The 15,808-nt window shown below is 71.6% G+C and carries 11 protein-coding genes and 1 pseudogene; 7 read left to right on the top strand and 5 right to left on the bottom strand.

Annotation, left to right across the window (positions count from 1 at the left end):
* Positions 1-303: 303 nt before the first annotated feature.
* From leuA to ACQEV8_RS14135, 6 genes are all read left to right on the top strand, one after another.
* Positions 304-2,025, top strand: coding sequence for a 2-isopropylmalate synthase (leuA, locus tag ACQEV8_RS14160; protein WP_432960084.1), 1,722 nt, complete (start codon positions 304-306; stop codon positions 2,023-2,025).
* 186 nt (positions 2,026-2,211) lie between these two features.
* Positions 2,212-2,907, top strand: coding sequence for a TerB family tellurite resistance protein (locus ACQEV8_RS14155; RefSeq protein ID WP_432960082.1), 696 nt, complete (start codon positions 2,212-2,214; stop codon positions 2,905-2,907).
* 154 nt (positions 2,908-3,061) lie between these two features.
* On the top strand, positions 3,062-5,161 hold the full coding sequence (locus ACQEV8_RS14150) for an MMPL family transporter (RefSeq protein WP_432960080.1): 2,100 nt from the start codon (positions 3,062-3,064) through the stop codon (positions 5,159-5,161).
* A gap of 46 nt (positions 5,162-5,207) precedes the next feature.
* Entirely contained in the window at positions 5,208-6,449 is a 1,242-nt protein-coding gene (locus ACQEV8_RS14145) for a sensor histidine kinase (RefSeq protein WP_432960078.1), read from the top strand.
* A complete protein-coding gene (locus tag ACQEV8_RS14140) occupies positions 6,446-7,108 on the top strand; it encodes a response regulator (protein ID WP_432960076.1) in 663 nt (220 codons plus the stop codon). The genes ACQEV8_RS14145 and ACQEV8_RS14140 overlap by 4 nt, the downstream gene beginning before the upstream one ends.
* 39 nt (positions 7,109-7,147) lie before the next feature.
* On the top strand, positions 7,148-8,332 hold the full coding sequence (locus tag ACQEV8_RS14135; RefSeq protein ID WP_432960074.1) for a sialidase family protein: 1,185 nt from the start codon (positions 7,148-7,150) through the stop codon (positions 8,330-8,332).
* Here ACQEV8_RS14135 and ACQEV8_RS14130 read toward each other — a convergent pair.
* From ACQEV8_RS14130 to ACQEV8_RS14110, 5 genes and pseudogenes are all read right to left on the bottom strand, one after another.
* A complete protein-coding gene (locus ACQEV8_RS14130; RefSeq protein WP_432960072.1) occupies positions 8,329-9,261 on the bottom strand; it encodes a dihydrodipicolinate synthase family protein in 933 nt (310 codons plus the stop codon). The two genes, ACQEV8_RS14135 and ACQEV8_RS14130, sit on opposite strands and share 4 nt — an antisense overlap.
* Positions 9,258-10,276 (bottom strand): annotated as a pseudogene (locus ACQEV8_RS14125) (oligopeptide/dipeptide ABC transporter ATP-binding protein). Before ACQEV8_RS14125 ends, ACQEV8_RS14130 begins: the two are co-directional and overlap by 4 nt.
* A complete protein-coding gene (locus tag ACQEV8_RS14120) occupies positions 10,273-12,246 on the bottom strand; it encodes a dipeptide/oligopeptide/nickel ABC transporter permease/ATP-binding protein (protein WP_432960070.1) in 1,974 nt (657 codons plus the stop codon). The pseudogene ACQEV8_RS14125 and the gene ACQEV8_RS14120 overlap by 4 nt, the downstream one beginning before the upstream one ends.
* A gap of 8 nt (positions 12,247-12,254) precedes the next feature.
* A complete protein-coding gene (locus ACQEV8_RS14115; protein ID WP_432960068.1) occupies positions 12,255-13,217 on the bottom strand; it encodes an ABC transporter permease in 963 nt (320 codons plus the stop codon).
* A gap of 4 nt (positions 13,218-13,221) precedes the next feature.
* Positions 13,222-14,850, bottom strand: a complete 1,629-nt coding sequence (locus ACQEV8_RS14110; protein WP_432960066.1) for an ABC transporter substrate-binding protein — start codon at positions 14,848-14,850, stop codon at positions 13,222-13,224.
* Positions 14,851-15,093: 243 nt separating this feature from the next.
* Here ACQEV8_RS14110 and ACQEV8_RS14105 point away from each other — a divergent pair, with 243 nt between their 5' ends.
* The gene (locus ACQEV8_RS14105) at positions 15,094-15,807 is read left to right on the top strand and encodes a FadR/GntR family transcriptional regulator (protein ID WP_432960064.1); all 714 of its coding nucleotides are present in this window, start codon (positions 15,094-15,096) and stop codon (positions 15,805-15,807) included.
* Position 15,808: the final 1 nt, after the last annotated feature.

The raw sequence follows: 15,808 nt of genomic DNA, 5'->3' as shown, positions 1-15,808 counted from the left end.
TGTCACCGGTCGCCACCATGATTGGTGAAATACGCGGACAAGCGCCTTCACTCTCCGTGGCGCAGTGGTATGGCGAAGTGGCATAGCGCACTTTTTGTCCCGTATGTTCGCCCGGTCCCGCATACTGATACGGATCCGCGCACCGGGAGGGCCTCGGCTAGCATGCTGCGCATCATGCGTTTCGGGCTGCTTCTCCTTAGCTGCCGCGGCGAGGGCCTGTAGTCGAGGCCGACTCCCTCCCCGCGGAGCTTGGTGCTGCGTCGTCGGCCGTCCTTCCGGACACTCTGAGGAGCCCTACGCATCATGGCGAACCGCCAGCAGCCCAGCACCATGCCGATCCACAAGTACGGCCGCTACGAGCAGGTCGACATCCCGGACCGCACCTGGCCGGCCAACCGCGTCACCACCGCCCCGCGCTGGCTCTCCACCGACCTGCGTGACGGCAACCAGGCCCTGATCGACCCCATGTCGCCCGCCCGCAAGCGCGCCATGTTCGATCTGCTGGTCAAGATGGGCTACAAGGAGATCGAGGTCGGCTTCCCGGCCTCCGGCCAGACCGACTTCGACTTCGTGCGCTCCATCATCGAGGAGCCCGGGGCCATCCCCGACGACGTCACCATCTCCGTACTGACCCAGGCCCGCGAGGACCTGATCGAGCGCACGGTGGAGTCCCTGAAGGGCGCCAAGCGCGCCACGGTCCACCTGTACAACGCCACGGCCCCCGTCTTCCGCCGGGTCGTCTTCCGCGGCTCCAAGGACGACATCAAGCAGATCGCGATCGACGGCACGCGGCTGGTCATGGAGTACGCGGAGAAGCTGCTGGGCCCGGAGACTGAGTTCGGCTACCAGTACTCGCCGGAGATCTTCACGGACACCGAGCTGGACTTCGCGCTGGAGGTCTGCGAGGCGGTCATGGACGTCTGGCAGCCCGGCCCGGGCCGCGAGATCATCCTGAACCTGCCGGCGACCGTCGAGCGCTCCACGCCCTCCACCCACGCCGACCGCTTCGAGTGGATGGGCCGCAACCTCTCCCGCCGTGAGCACGTCGTCCTGTCCATCCACCCGCACAACGACCGCGGCACGGCCGTCGCCGCCGCCGAGCTGGCCCTGATGGCCGGCGCCGACCGCGTCGAGGGCTGCCTGTTCGGACAGGGCGAGCGCACCGGCAACGTCGACCTGGTCACCCTGGGCATGAACCTCTTCTCCCAGGGCGTCGACCCGCAGATCGACTTCTCCGACATCGACGAGATCCGTCGTACGTGGGAGTACTGCAACCAGATGGAGGTCCACCCGCGCCACCCGTACGTGGGCGACCTGGTCTACACGTCCTTCTCCGGCTCCCACCAGGACGCCATCAAGAAGGGCTTCGACGCCATGGAGGCCGACGCCGCCGCCCAGGGCGTCACCGTCGACGACATCGAATGGGCCGTCCCCTACCTGCCGATCGACCCCAAGGACGTCGGCCGCTCCTACGAGGCGGTCATCCGGGTCAACTCGCAGTCCGGCAAGGGCGGTATCGCGTACGTCCTGAAGAACGACCACAGCCTGGACCTGCCGCGCCGTATGCAGGTCGAGTTCTCCAAGGTCATCCAGACCAAGACGGACGCCGAGGGCGGCGAGGTCACGCCGAAGGACATCTGGGCGGCCTTCCAGGACGAGTACCTGCCCAACCCCGAGAACCCGTGGGGCCGGATCCAGGTCAAGAACAACCAGTCGACCACCGACACCGACGGCGTGGACACGCTGAAGGTGGAGGCCACGGTCGACGGCCAGGACACCGTCCTGACCGGCTCGGGCAACGGCCCGATCTCGGCCTTCTTCGACGCGCTGCAGTCCGTCGGCATCGACGTACGGCTGCTGGACTACCAGGAGCACACGATGAGCGAGGGTGCCTCCGCGCAGGCCGCCTCCTACATCGAGTGCGCGATCGGCGACAAGGTCCTGTGGGGGATCGGAATCGACGCGAACACCACGCGCGCCTCCCTGAAGGCGGTCGTCTCCGCCGTCAACCGCGCGACTCGCTGACCAGTCGTAACGGGGATTGTGGGGCTCTGCCCGCCGTTGTCCGGCGGGTGGAGCCCCGTCACATACCGGCCAATCCCTGTGAGGGTCACGGAAAGGTCTCCTCCGGGGTGCTGACTCCTCCTCATGGATGTGGCTAACATCACGCAAGCGCGGCGACGCTGCCGCGCGGCGTGACGGAGGTGCGACGTGCTGCCAGGACGGGTACGAAACGGCCATGCCGCCAGGTTTTCGAGCATCCTGGGCACCCGTATCGCATGGACGGCCGTCGGCGACGGGGAGTTCTTCTGCCCCGGCTGCGGCGGCGACCGGAACTACCAGCGGCTGACCGGACAGCGCCGCTTCACCCTGCTGGGCCTGCCCGTGCTGCCGCGTGGCGAGACCGGCCCGGTGGTGGAGTGTGCCGCCTGCCGCCGCCACTTCGGCACGGACGTCCTCGACCATCCGACGACCACCCGCTTCTCCGCGATGCTCCGCGACGCCGTGCACACCGTCGCCCTCGCGGTACTGGCCGCGGGCGGCGCCGGGTCCCGTGCGGCGCTGGAGGCCGCCGTGCTCGCCGTGCGCGCGGCCGGCTTCGACGACTGCACGGAGGAACAGCTGGCCGCTCTCGTCGAGGCGCTGGAGGCGGACACCGGCCGGATCTCCGGCGAGCCCTGCGGCGCCGGGCTCGCCATAGAGCTGCACGAGGCACTGGACCCGCTCGCCCCGCACCTCGCCACCGTCGGCCGCGAATCGATCCTGCTCCAGGGCGCCCGCATCGCCCTGGCGGACGGGCCGTACACCCCGGCCGAGCGGGACGTCCTCGCGACGGTGGGGGCGGCGCTGGCCATCTGCTCCGACGACGTGACGCGATTGCTGGCGGCCGCGCGTACCCCGTCGTAGGACACCTCCCCGCGTTACTCCCCGGGGAGTAGTCCGCGGCCCGTGCCGCCCCGGGCAGTACCCCGCAAGTCGGCCTCGCGCCCGACGAACCGGCCCTCGCGCGCCGGGAGTCTGGAGAGCGTTCCAGACACCCGACGCGGAAGGAGCCCGGCTGATGGGGGACACAAGGATACGAACGGGGCGGCGGCGGGCCGTGGTGCCCTGGGCGGTGGTCGGGTTGTGGCTGGCCGCGCTCGTCCTGCTCGGACCGCTCGCCGGAAAGTTCTCCGGTGTTCAGCAGAACCGCGCGGTCGACTATCTGCCCGACAGCGCCGACTCCACGCAGGTGGCGCGGATCCAGGACCGGTTGCCCGGCGGTGAGTCGACCGACCTGGTGCTCGTCTACCACCGGGACGGCGGTCTGACCGACGCCGACCGGCGCACCGCCGCCGAGCAGGTCGCCGAGGTGAGCGGCGCCTACGACCTGACGGGCGGCGAGACACGGGGCGTCCCCTCGAAGGACGGCTCCACCCTGATGTACCCGGTCTCCAGCACCCAGCCGGGCCAGGACGAGGAGGCCCGGGACGCCTTCGTCGACGGGGTGCGCGACATCGCCGAGGGCGGTGGCGGGCTGAGCGCCGAGGTCGGCGGGCCGGGGGCTCTGAACACCGACATGAACAAGGTGTTCGGGACCCTCGACGCCACCCTGCTGCTCGCCACGCTCGGCGTCGTCACCGTGCTGCTCGTCCTCATCTACCGCAGCCCCTTCCTGTGGCTGGTCCCGCTCGCCGTCGCGGGCGTCGCCGCCGCCACGGCGATGGCCGCCGCGTACGGGCTGCACGAACTGTTCGACGTCACCGTCACCGGCCAGAGCGGCGGCGTGATGACCGTGCTCGTCCTCGGCGCCGGCACCGACTACGCGCTGCTCCTCATCTCCCGCTACCGCGAGGAACTGCGGCGCCACGAACGGCCGTACGACGCCATGCGCACCGCTCTGCGCGGCTGCGGGCCGGCGATCCTCGCCTCCTCGGGGACCGTCGCGGCCGGGCTGCTGTGCCTGCTCGCCGCCGACCTCAACAGCAGCAGCGGCATGGGGCCGGTCGGCACGGCCGGGGTGCTCGCCGCGCTGGTCGCCATGACGACCCTGCTGCCCGCGGTGCTGGTCCTGCTCGGGCGGCGGGTCTTCTGGCCGCTGATCCCAGCGTTCGGGAGCGAGCCGAAGGCCCGGCGGTCGCTGTTCGCCGCGATGGGCACCTCGGCGACGCGCCGGCCCGCCCTGGTGCTGGCCGGTGGGGGCGTGCTGCTGGGCGCCCTCGCGCTCGGCACGCTCAATCTGTCCGGCAGCATCAAACAGGAGGACTCGTTCACCGAGCGGCCCGAGTCGATCACCGCGATGCGGACGCTGGCGCAGGAGTATCCCGAGCGCAGCAGCCGGCCCGTCACCGTCATCGCCCCCGAAGGCCGTGCTCAGGCCGTGCTGGACCGGGCCCGTGCGACCGACGGTGTCGCCGAGGTGGCCCCGGGCCGCAGCGGGTCGGGCTGGACCGAGATCGCCGTCTTCACCACCGCCGCGCCGGAGACCGCGGGGGAGACCCGGACCATCGAGGCGCTGCGTGCCGGGCTCGATCCCACGGGTGCCTACGTCGGCGGGCCCAGTGCCCAGCAGATCGACCTGGCCGACAGCGAGTCCAGGGACCGCAAGTTGGTCGTGCCGCTGGTGCTCGCCGCCGTGTTCGTCATCCTGGTCGGCCTGTTGCGCAGCCTCGTCGCGCCGTTGCTGCTGCTGGCGGCGGTGGTCGCGGTGTGGGGTGCGGCGCTGGGCATCGGCGGGCTGGTGTTCGAGCCGGTGTTCGGGTTCGGCGGTACGGATCCAGGGCTCGGGCTGCTGTCCTTCGTGTTCCTGGTCGCCCTCGGGGTCGACTACGGCATCTTCCTGATGCACCGGATGCGCGAGGAGTCCGTGCGGGGTGCCGAGCCGGAGGCGGCCGCGCTGACCGCGCTGCGGACGACGGGTGGGGTGATCGCCTCCGCCGGGGTGGTGCTCGCGGCGACGTTCGCCGTGCTGACGACACTGCCGATGGTCGGGCTGGTGGAACTCGGGTTCGTCATCGCTGTGGGGGTGTTGCTGGATACGTTCCTTGTGCGTACGTATCTGGTCACCACGGCGAGTGTGCTGTTGCGGCGGCGGGTGTGGTGGCCGGGCAGGCTCTCCCGCGCGCCGGAGCGGACGGTTCCGCAGAAGGAGCAGGAACCGGTGGCCGCCGACGCCCGCTGACCGACGGCGCCCCTCCTCTCCCGGAGGGGCGCCTTCCTGGCCGAGGATGATGCCCGTGCAGGCACCCACCACCCCGCAGGCGACCCGGTCGCGGTCCGCCGAGCGGATCATGGCCGCGATCAACCGCGACCCTCTGACCGCCCCGCACGCACTGCGCAACGACGCGCTGCTCGCCGTCTCGGTGGCCGTTGTCGCCGCAGCGCTCGCGCTGTTCGTCGACGACGGCCGCAGGCCCGACGCGCTCGGCTGGGCCCTGCTGCTCGTCTCCCACGTGCCGCTGGTGTGGCGCCGCCGCCGTCCGGTGCTCGTCCTGGTCGCCGTGATCACCTGCGTGTTCCCCTACCACTTCCTCGACTACCCGCACACCGCGGCCACCCAGGCCGCCTACGTCGCCCTGTACACCGTCGCCGTCACCGGCCGGCCGCTGCGCACCGTCCTGGTCGGCATCGGCGTCATCACCATGGCGGTGGGCGTGCTGCTCACCATCAGCGCGCAGGAGGCGCTGGGACTGCTGAAGGCGTCCGGCTGGGTCGTCGCCGTGCTGTTCTGCGGCGTCGACGTGCGGTTCTACCGCCAGTACGTCGCCTCCATCGTGGAGCGGGCCGAACGGGCCGAACGGACCAGGGAGGAGGAGGCCCGGCGGCGGGTCGCCGAGGAGCGGCTGCGGATCGCCCGGGACCTGCACGACCTGCTCGCCCACAGCATCACCCTCATCGGCGTGCAGACCTCCGTCGCCGCCCATGTGCTGTCCGCCGACCCCGAGCGGCTCGACCGGGAGACGGTCGCCAAGGCCCTGGACGACATCGCCGAGACCTGCCGCAGTGCCCGCGGCGAACTCCGTACGACGCTGGAGGTGCTGCGCGAGCACGGCCCGCCGGAGGCCCGCGGCCCGCTGCCCGGCCTCGACGGCCTGCCCGACCTGGCCCGGGCCGCGCGGCTGGCCGGTGCCCGGGTCGAGCAGACCGTACGGATACGGCAGGCACCGCCCGCCGTCGGCGCCGCCGCCTACCGCATCGTGCAGGAGGCCCTGACGAACGCGGTCCGGCACGCGGGGCCCGACGTCTCGGTCCGGGTGGAGCTGGACGAGCGGCAGGGCGCCCTGCATCTGTCCGTCAGTGACGACGGCACGGGACCGGCCCCTGGCGGCACCCCCGGCTTCGGACTCGTCGGAATGCGGGAGCGGGCCCGGAGCGTGGGTGGCACACTCGACGCCGGACCGCGCCCCGGGGGCGGATTCGAGGTGGCCGCGGTCCTGCCGCTGACCACGACGGGGAAGAGGACCGGATGACCATCCGCGTACTGCTCGCGGACGACCAGACCCTGGTGCGGGAGGCGTTCGCGATGCTCGTGGAGTCGGCCCGCGACATGGAGGTCGTCGGCCAGGCCGCCACCGGGCGGCAGGCCGTCGAACTGGCCCGCAGCGGGCGCGCCGACCTCGTGCTGATGGACATCCGCATGCCCGACCTGGACGGTATCGAGGCGACCCGGCTCATCGCGGCCGACGAGGACCTCGCGGGCGTCCGCGTCCTGGTCCTCACCACCTACGACACCGACGAGTACATCGTGGACGCCCTGCGCGCGGGCGCCTCCGGGTTCCTGGTCAAGGACACCAGGCCGGCCGAACTCCTGGACGCCATCCGCACGGTCGCGGCCGGCGACTCCCTGCTGTCGCCCGGGCCCACGGCACGGCTGATCGAGCGGTTCCTGCGCAGCCCCTCGGCACCGGCGACCGGCGGGCCGGAGTGTCTGTCCGAGCGCGAGCGGGAGGTGCTCGCGCTGGTCGCCCGCGGCCTCAACAACACCGAGATCGCCGAGGTGCTGGGCCTGAGCCCGCTGACCGCGAAGACCCACGTCAGCCGCATCATGGGCAAGCTGGCGGCGCGGGACCGGGCGCAGCTGGTCATCGTGGCGTACGAGTCGGGGATCGTGACACCGGGGAACATCTGACGGACAGGCACGGTCCGACGCCCCCGTTACAGGAGCAGGATGAGACTCCTCAGCCGCACCCTCCTCGTCACCACGGTCCTCTTCCCAGCCTTCACCGCGACGCCCTCCGCCTCGGCTGCCCCAGGCTGCGTGTCCTCCGTCCCGTACGTCTCGGGCGAGGGCGGCTACGACACGTACCGCATCCCCGCCGCCGTCTCCACGGGCGAAGGCACCGTCCTCGCCTTCGCCGAGGGCAGACGCGGCGGCGCGGGAGACACCGGCGCCATCGACGTCGTCCTCAGGCGCTCCACGGACGGCGGCTGCACCTGGGGCCCGCTCACCGTCGTCGCCGCCGGGAAGGGCGACACCCGGGGCAACCCGGCCCCCGTCGTCGACCCGCGTACCGGCGCGGTCGTGCTCCTCACCTCCTACAACAGCGGCAAGGTGACGGAGGCCCAGATCATGCGAGGTGAGGTCACGCCCGAACAGAGCCGCCGGGTGTTCGTGCAGCACAGCCGGGACGACGGCGTGCACTTCACCGCACCCCGAGAGATCACCGCGCAGGTCAAGCGCCCGTCCTGGCGCTGGTACGCGACCGGCCCCGGCCACGCGATCGCCCTCACCCGGGGCCCCCACGCGGGCCGGCTGGTCGTCCCCGCCAACCACTCGGCGGCCCCGCCCGCCGGCTCCCCGGACACCGGCCAGGAGCCCCGCCACTACGGTGCCCACGCGCTCCTGAGCGACGACGGCGGCAGGACCTGGCGCCTGGGTTTCGTCGACGACTCCTACGACGGCGTGAACAACGCCAACGAGTCGATCGCCGCCCAGCTCCCCGACGGCAGGGTCTACTTCAACGCCCGCGACCAGCACGGCACGAGCCCCGGCAACCGCCTGGACAGCCACTCGCGTGACGGCGGCCGGTCCCTGGAGCGGCCGTACACCGTGCAGCCCGCCCTGAACGATGTCCCGGTCGTCCAGGGCAGCGTCCTGCAACTCGCCGGAAAGCGCGCGCCGTTGCTGTTCTCCGGCCCCTCCGTCCCCACCGCCCGCCGGGCGATGGCCCTCTGGCGCAGCACCGACGGCGGGGCCACGTTCACCAAGGCCCTGACGCTCTCCCAGCAGCCCGCGGCCTACTCCGACCTCGTGCCGCTCGGCCGGAAGGCGGTGGGGGTCCTCTATGAGACGGGAGCCCGGGGGACCTACGAGACGATCGAGTTCCGCCGTCTCCCGGTCGGTGACCTCTAGAGCAGCCCGGCCGCCGCCAGGTACTTCCCGACCCGCTCCACCTCGTCCGGCGACAGCGGCACCTGCGGCTCCGCCGTCGCCGGGCAGTCGATCACGCCCCGCAGGTGCAGCGCGGCCTTGAAAGCGCCGATCGCCGAGGAACCGGGGCCCATCCGGGCCCGGTCGCCGACCGTGACCATGCCGAACAGGGCGCACAGGCGCTCCTGTTCGGCACGGGCCTCCTCCCAGTCCCCGGAGCGGCACAGGTCGTACAGGCGGACATAGCCGTGCGGGTCGACATTGCCGAGGCCGGGCACCGTCCCGTCCGCGCCGAGCGCGAGCGCCGCGTCGACGATCAGCTCGGAGCCGGTCAGCACGCTGAAGCCGGTGATGCCCCGGCGGTCCCGGGCGCCGGTCAGGACCTGGCGGAAGGCGGCCAGGTCGCCGCTGGAGTCCTTCAGCCCGGCCAGCACACCGTCGGCGGCCAGTTCCAGGACCACGTCCGCGGGCAGCTTCGTGTGGACGGCGACGGGAAGGTCGTAGGCGATGACCGGGACCGGGCTGCCGGCCGCGACCGTGCGGAAGTGGCGGGCGATCTCCGCCGGGTGGGTGCGGGCGTAGAACGGGGCGGTGACGACGACCGCGTCCGCTCCGGCCGCCGTCACCGACGCGACATGGTCCAGGACCCGGGCCGTCGTCATGTCGATCGCCCCGGCCAGCACCGGGAGCTGCCCGCTCACATGGGCCGCGACCGACTCGACGACCAGTCCGCGCTGCCGGTCCGGCAGATACGCCGCCTCGGACGTCGAACCGAGCACGAACAGTCCGCTCACCCCGCCGGCCAGCAGATGGTCGACGAGCCTGAGCAGCGAGGGGACGTCCACCTCGCGGTCCGGTGTCAGGGGCGTGCACACGGGCGGGATGACACCGGTCAGCGGGGCGAGGGTCATGGAGCCTCCGTCGGGGCGCGTCGGTGGACGAGGTCGCGGGTCGACTCGTCCTCCTGGACAGGATGGTGGCAGCGGAAGCGGTGGGCGGGGGCCGACGCGGCCGAGAAGTCCGGCATCGCCTCCGCGCACGTCCCGTCCGCCTTCCAGCAGCGCGTCCGGAACGGGCAGCCGCTCGGCGGTCGGGTCGCCGACGGCACCGGACCGACCAGCGGGATCGGGTCGATCGGGTCGAGCAGGCCGGGCGTGGCGGAGAACAGGGCGCGGGTGTACGGGTGCCGGGCCCGGTCGGTGACCAGGGCGGCCGGGGACTCCTCCACGATCCGGCCCAGGTACATGGTGATCACACGGTCGCTCATCCGCCGCACCGTCTGGATGTCGTGCGAGACGAACACCAGGGCCAGGCCCAGGCGCTCCCTCAGATCCAGCAGGAGGTTGAGGATCTGCGCCCGCACCGACACGTCCAGGGCGCTCGTCGGCTCGTCCGCCACGACCAGGTCCGGGTCCAGCGCCAGCGCCCGGGCGATCGCGACGCGCTGCCGCTGCCCGCCCGACAACTGGCCCGGCAGGGCGTCGGCGAGGGCCCGGGGAGGCCGACGAGGGACATCAACTCCCGGACCCGCTCGTCGCGTCGGCTTCCGGTGCCCCGGTCGTGCACGTCCAGCGGGTCCCGCAGGATCTGCCGGACGGGCAGGCGGCGGTTCAGGGCCGTCGACGGGTCCTGGAAGATCATGCCGGTACTGCCGCCGACGGCCCGGCGGCGTTCGGCGGCCGGCATCGCCCACAGGTCCCGGCCCCGGAACGACACCGTCCCCCGAGTCGGCCGCTCCACCCCCACCAGCACCTTCGCCAGTGTCGACTTCCCGCAGCCCGACTCGCCGACCACACCGACGGTCTCGCCGGGGGCGACGGCGAGGTCCGCGCCGGTCAGGGCGTACACCCGGTCGCGGGTGAAGAGGCCGCCGCTGCGGGCCTTGTGGACGACGTGAGCATCCGCCAACTCCACGAGCGCACTCATGACACCGCCTCGGTCTCGGTGGCCGACAGCTCTATGGCCGGGTGATGGCAGGCCGCCGTGTGCGCCGGGGGGCCGGCCAGGACAGGAGCCGTCGTACGGCAGATGCCGCTCGCGCGCGGGCACCTGTCCGCGAACCGGCAGCCCGCCGGGAAGTCGGCCGGAGACGGCACGACACCCCTGATCTGCGTCATCCGCTCCTGCGCCGACTCCAGTGACAGCACACTGCCGAGCAGGCCGCGCGTGTAGTGGTGGGCCGGTGCCTCCACCAGGTCGGCGGTCACGCCCGTCTCCACGATCTGCCCGCCGTACATCACCACCACCCGGTCGGTGACGTCCGCGATCAGCGCCAGGTCGTGCGAGACGAGGATCAGCGCGAAGCCCAGCTCCGCACGCAGCCGCAGCAGCAGCTCCATGACCTGGGCCTGCACGGTCACGTCGAGGGCGGTCGTCGGCTCGTCGGCGACGATCAGCCGCGGGTCGCGGGACAGGGCCATGGCGATCAGGACGCGCTGGCGCTGCCCGCCGGACAGCTCGTGCGGGTAGCTGCGCAGGGTGCGTTCGGGGTCGAGGCCGACCATCGTCAGCAACTCGGCCGGAGTGCGCCGCCCGCCGCGCCGGACGACCTGCTTGAGCTGGGCGCGGATCGTCATCGCCGGGTTCAGCGACGACAGCGCGTCCTGGTAGATCATCGCCATCTCGTGGCCCAGGAGCTTGCGGCGTACGCGCATCGGCTCGGCGATGAGGTCCCGCTGCTGGAACCGCACCTGTCCGCTGACGCGCGCCCCCTTCGGCTGGAGTCCCATCACCGCCAGCGCGGTCAGTGACTTGCCGCAGCCCGACTCGCCGACCAGGCCCAGCACCTCACCGGGACGCACCTCGAAGCTGATGCCGTCCACGATGTCCACGCCGCCGTGCCGCTGGTCGAAGCCGATCGCGAGGTTCTCCACCGCGAGCACGGGCTGAGCGTCCCGGGGCAGCCGGCGGGCCCGGGCCCGCAGTCGCCGGGCCGCCTCCGCCAGGCCGGGCAGCTGTACGACCTCCCCGCTGCCGGGCTCCGGTGCCTCCAGCCGGTCGTCCTCGGGCGGCTCCACGTCCCGCGCCGACGGGGCCGCCCACGCGTCGGACACGCCCTCGGACAGGATGTTCAGCGACAGCACCGTGACCAGCATCAGCAGCCCGGGGAACACGGTCGCCCACCAGCCGCCGGTCAGCACCATGTTCTTGCCGTCCGCGATGACACTGCCCCAGGACGGGTCGGGCGGCCGGACACCCGCACCGATGAAGGACAGCGACGCCTCGAAGACCACCGCCTCGGCGACCTGGACCGTGCAGAACACCAGCACCGGGGCGGCACAGTTGATCGCGACGTGCTTGAGCACGATGTGCGGGGTCCGGGCGCCGATCACCCGTTCCGCCGTCACATAGTCCTCGCCGTACTGGTCGAGGACGTTCGCCCGGACGACCCGTGCCACCGGCGGCGTGAACAGGAACGCGATCGCGCAGATCAGCACCGTGATGCCACCGCCGAACACCGCCACCAGCACGGCGGCCAGCGCGATGCCCGGGAACGCCATCACGACGTCCAGACAGCGCATCAGCGTCTCGTCGACCGCCTTGCGGGAGGTGGCCGCGATCGCCCCGAGCAGCGCGCCGACCACCAGCGCCAGACCGGTGGCGCCGAGCCCGATCGCGAGCGACCAGCGCGCCCCGTACATCAGCCGGCTGAGGATGTCCCGGCCGAGACTGTCCTGGCCCATCCAGTGCGCGGCGGACGGATGCCCGGTGCCGTCGACCTGCGGCTGCTGGTCGAGCGGGTCGTGCGGGGCGAGGACCGGCGCGAGCACCGCCATCAGGACGACGACCGCCAGGAAGCAGACGGCGACCTTCGACAGCAACGGCAGCCGGCGCCAGCCGCGCAGCCGTACACCGGGCCGGGACAGCGTCTCGGTGAGGCCCTTCCGGGTCATCATGCGGGTCATCATGTGGTCGCATCCCTCAGTCGCGGGTTGACCAGCAGGTAGAGGACGTCGATCACGAGGTTCACGACGACGAACCCCGCAGCCGTGGTGAGGACGACGCCCTGGACGACAGCCGGATCGCCGTTCTTCACGGCGTCGATCATCAGCTTGCCCATGCCGGGCAGCGAGAAGATCGTCTCGATGACGACCGCGCCGCCGAGGAGATAGCCGACGCGCAGCCCGAGCACGGTGAGGGGATTGATGAGCGCGTTCCGCAGCACGTTCCGACCCACGACCACCCGGGGCGGCAGCCCGCTCCCGATCGCCGTCCGTACGTAGTCCTTGTCCAGCTCCTCGACCACGGCCGTCCGCACGATCCGGGTCAGCTGCGCCGCCACCGGCAGGGAGAGGGCGAAGGCCGGCAGGGTCATGGTCTTCAGCCAGCCGGTGAAGGAGTCGGCCGGGTTGATGTAGCCGCCGGTCGGGAACCAGCCCAGGTCGACCGCCAGGTACTGGATCATCAGCAGCGCGAGCCAGAAGCCGGGCGCGGCGACACCGGTCAGCGACACGACCCGGATGATCTGGTCGGGCAGCCGGTCCCGGTAGATCGCGGCGGTCACCCCGCCCAGCAGGGACAGGACGACCGCGATGCCCAGGCCCAGGAAGGTCAGCTGGAGGGTGAGCGGCAGCGCGGTGGTGACCTGGTCGATCACCGGCGCCCGGGTCAGCGCGCTGGTGCCCATGTCGCCGTGCAGCACGTCGGCGACGAAGTCCACGTACCGCACGGGCAGCGGGTCGAGCAGGCCGTGTTCCTCCCGGAAGTCGTGCAGTTGCTGCGGTGTCGGGTTGGCGCCCTGGAAGAACGCGGACGCCGGGTCGGCGTCCGAGAAGCGCATCACCAGGAACACGAACAGCACGATGCCGAGCATCAGCGGCACGAGCAGGGCGACACGGCGGAGCAGGATCCGAAGGACAGCGGTCATACCGCTAGGCCCACTTGGCCTGGAGGAGGTTGATGCCGGGGTACGGCTGTGGCCTTATCCCGCTGAGCCGCTGGGGGTTCCAGGCCGTCATCAGCTCGTTGTGGACGACCGGGTAGAGCACGGCCTGCTCGGCGACGACGTCGATGTAGTCCTGGACCATGGTCGTCTTCTTCGCGGCGTCCGGTTCCCGGGTGGCCCGGTCCATGTCCCTGAAGAGCGCCTTGGCGGCGGAGTCGCCGGCCCACCGGGTGTACTGCATCCACAGGTTCTCGGGGCCGTAGTTGTAATGCATGATCAGATCGGCGTCGAGACCGAACTGGTTGGGGTTCGATGCGGCGGCGACCACTTGGTAGTCCTGCTTCTGGTCCATCTTGGTGAAGACGGCGGTGGTCTCCTGCGGCGACAGGGTCGTGCGGACGCCGATCGCGTCCCAGGAGGACTTGACGGTCGGCAGGCAGTCCACGATCCAGCTGACGTTCACCGCGAGGATCTCGATGCTCAGCCCCTTGACCCCGGCGGCCTTGAGCAGCGCCTTCGCCTTGTCCGGGTCGTAGTCGTAGACGGTCTTGGCCCGGCGGTAGGACGGGTTGCTCTCGTCGAGGAAGGAGCTCGACGGCTTCCCGCGGCCCTTGAGCGCGACCTCCACCATCTTCTCGGTGTCGATGGCGTAGTGCAGGGCCTGGCGCACGCGTACGTCGTCGAAGGGCTTGTGCCGGGTGTTGAACATCAGGAACAGGTTGTTCATCCCGGCCCCGCCGGCGACGGTCAGGCCGCCGCTCTCCAACTGCCCGATGTTGGCGTACGGAATGTTGTCCGCGATCTGCGCCCCCGCGCTCGACCCCGAGATCTTCGCGACGCGGGGCGCGGCGTCCACGATCGTCAGCCAGTTCATCTTCCGGAAGGCGGGCTTGCGCGGCCCGTTGTAGTCGGCGAACGCCTCGAAGGTGGTGTTCGACTTGGGGTGGTGCGCGGTCTGCCGGTACGGCCCCGAGCCGATGGCCAGCCCCTTGATGGCCTCGTCCCAGCCACCCGGCTTGGAGAACACGTGCTTCGGCATGATCTTGGCGAGCGTCAGCCGCGCAAGCCCGTCCGGGAAGGGGAACTTGAGCACCAGCTCCACGTTCCGCGCGTCGATCTTCCGGACCTCCTTCAGCCAGCTCGCGAAGAATCCCTTGGCGAGGGTCTGGGTGTCCGGGTCGAGGATCCGCTCGAAGACGAACACCACGTCGTCGGCGGTCACGGGCTTGCCGTCATGGAACTTCGCGCCCGCCCGTAGCGCGAACTTCCATGACGTGCTGTTCGGATCCTTCGGCACCTCGGTCGCCAGGGCCGCGTACGGCTCACGGGAGATCGGATCGGTGTCGAGCAGGCCCTCGTAGATGTGGTTGTTGGCGGCCATGCAGAACGCGGACGCCGTCTGCGTCGGGTCCCAGCTGCCGTCGTTGCCGTAGCCGATCACCGCGGTGAGCGTCCGGTCCGCGCCGTCGCCCCCGCCGGTCTCGTTGGTGGACTGGGGCCCGGACGAACAGGCCGACAGCGACGCGGAGACGGCGGCGGCCGCGCCCAGCGCGCCGGTGTACTTCAGGAACGTCCGGCGGTGCGGCGCCGGTACGTCGTGGGTCACGTCGCGCACGGGTCCTCCAGCGGTGAGGTCTGGAACGGTGTGAAGGGGTGGGAGGTACGACGTCCTACGTCCTGACGGTCAGCGCGACCATAGGAGGGGGCGTGAGGGCGGTCAAGGGGTCGCACACGAATGGCGTATCTGCCAGAGGTCGCACCAATGGCACGTGAGACGACGTGAGTTGACGGCCTATCAAGGCAGGCCCAGCACTGGGTACCGCCAGAGGTGGGACGTGGGACGTCCGGGGCGCGTACGATGCGGCGCATGTCCGAGGAGCCCAGGACCAGCCGGATACAGCGCCAGGTCGTCCAGCTCATCCTCGACCGCAGACTCACCGCCGGCGCGCCGCTGCCCACCGAGGCCGATCTGATGGAGGCCCTCGGTGTCAGCCGCAACTCCGTCCGCGAGGCCCTCAAGGCCCTCCAGGCCCTCGACATCGTCGAGATCAGACACGGCTACGGCACCTATGTCGGCAGGGCCTCCCTCACCCCGCTCGTCGACGGCCTGACGTTCCGCGCCCTGGCCCGGCACGACGACGACACCGGCGCCCTCGCCGAGATCCTCCAGGTCCGCGAGGTGCTGGAGGAGGGCCTGATCCGCCGGGTCGCCGCGACGCTGACCGAGGCGGAACTGGACAAGCTGGAGGGCGTGGTGACCCGCATGGAGTCGGCCGGTGCCACGGCCCGGTCCTTCCCCGACCTCGACCGCGAGTTCCACGAGTCCCTGTACGCCTCCCTCGGCAACGCCCTCGTCCCCCAGCTCCTCGCCGCCTTCTGGACGGTCTTCCGACGGGTCTCCGGCGCCCGCGGCTGGACCGACGACCCGGCCCCCGAGATCACGGTCCGCCGCCACCGCGACATCGTCACGGCTCTGCGCGCCCGCGATGTGGAGGGCGCGCAGCGGGCGATGGCGGTCCATTTCCGGGGGATCGAGGCGCGGGCGGGGCAGGAGTCGCGGGGGGTGGGGTGAT

The sequence above is a fragment of the Streptomyces sp. CA-179760 genome (genome assembly GCF_050937045.1).
Classification (GTDB): domain Bacteria; phylum Actinomycetota; class Actinomycetes; order Streptomycetales; family Streptomycetaceae; genus Streptomyces.
Note: the sequence above shows the minus strand (reverse complement) of the source record. Positions and strands in the feature narration are given on the sequence as shown.

Bases quoted from the DNA above. Each gene is read 5' to 3' on its own strand.
- ACQEV8_RS14135 (WP_432960074.1), top strand. From the start codon at position 7,148: ATGAGACTCCTCAGCCGCACCCTCCTCGTCACCACGGTCCTCTTCCCA.
- ACQEV8_RS14150 (WP_432960080.1), top strand. From the start codon at position 3,062: ATGGGGGACACAAGGATACGAACGGGGCGGCGGCGGGCCGTGGTGCCC.
- leuA (WP_432960084.1), top strand. From the start codon at position 304: ATGGCGAACCGCCAGCAGCCCAGCACCATGCCGATCCACAAGTACGGC.
- ACQEV8_RS14130 (WP_432960072.1), bottom strand. From the start codon at position 9,261: ATGACCCTCGCCCCGCTGACCGGTGTCATCCCGCCCGTGTGCACGCCC.
- ACQEV8_RS14115 (WP_432960068.1), bottom strand. From the start codon at position 13,217: ATGACCGCTGTCCTTCGGATCCTGCTCCGCCGTGTCGCCCTGCTCGTG.
- ACQEV8_RS14105 (WP_432960064.1), top strand. From the start codon at position 15,094: ATGCGGCGCATGTCCGAGGAGCCCAGGACCAGCCGGATACAGCGCCAG.
- ACQEV8_RS14120 (WP_432960070.1), bottom strand. From the start codon at position 12,246: ATGATGACCCGGAAGGGCCTCACCGAGACGCTGTCCCGGCCCGGTGTA.
- ACQEV8_RS14140 (WP_432960076.1), top strand. From the start codon at position 6,446: ATGACCATCCGCGTACTGCTCGCGGACGACCAGACCCTGGTGCGGGAG.
- ACQEV8_RS14145 (WP_432960078.1), top strand. From the start codon at position 5,208: ATGATGCCCGTGCAGGCACCCACCACCCCGCAGGCGACCCGGTCGCGG.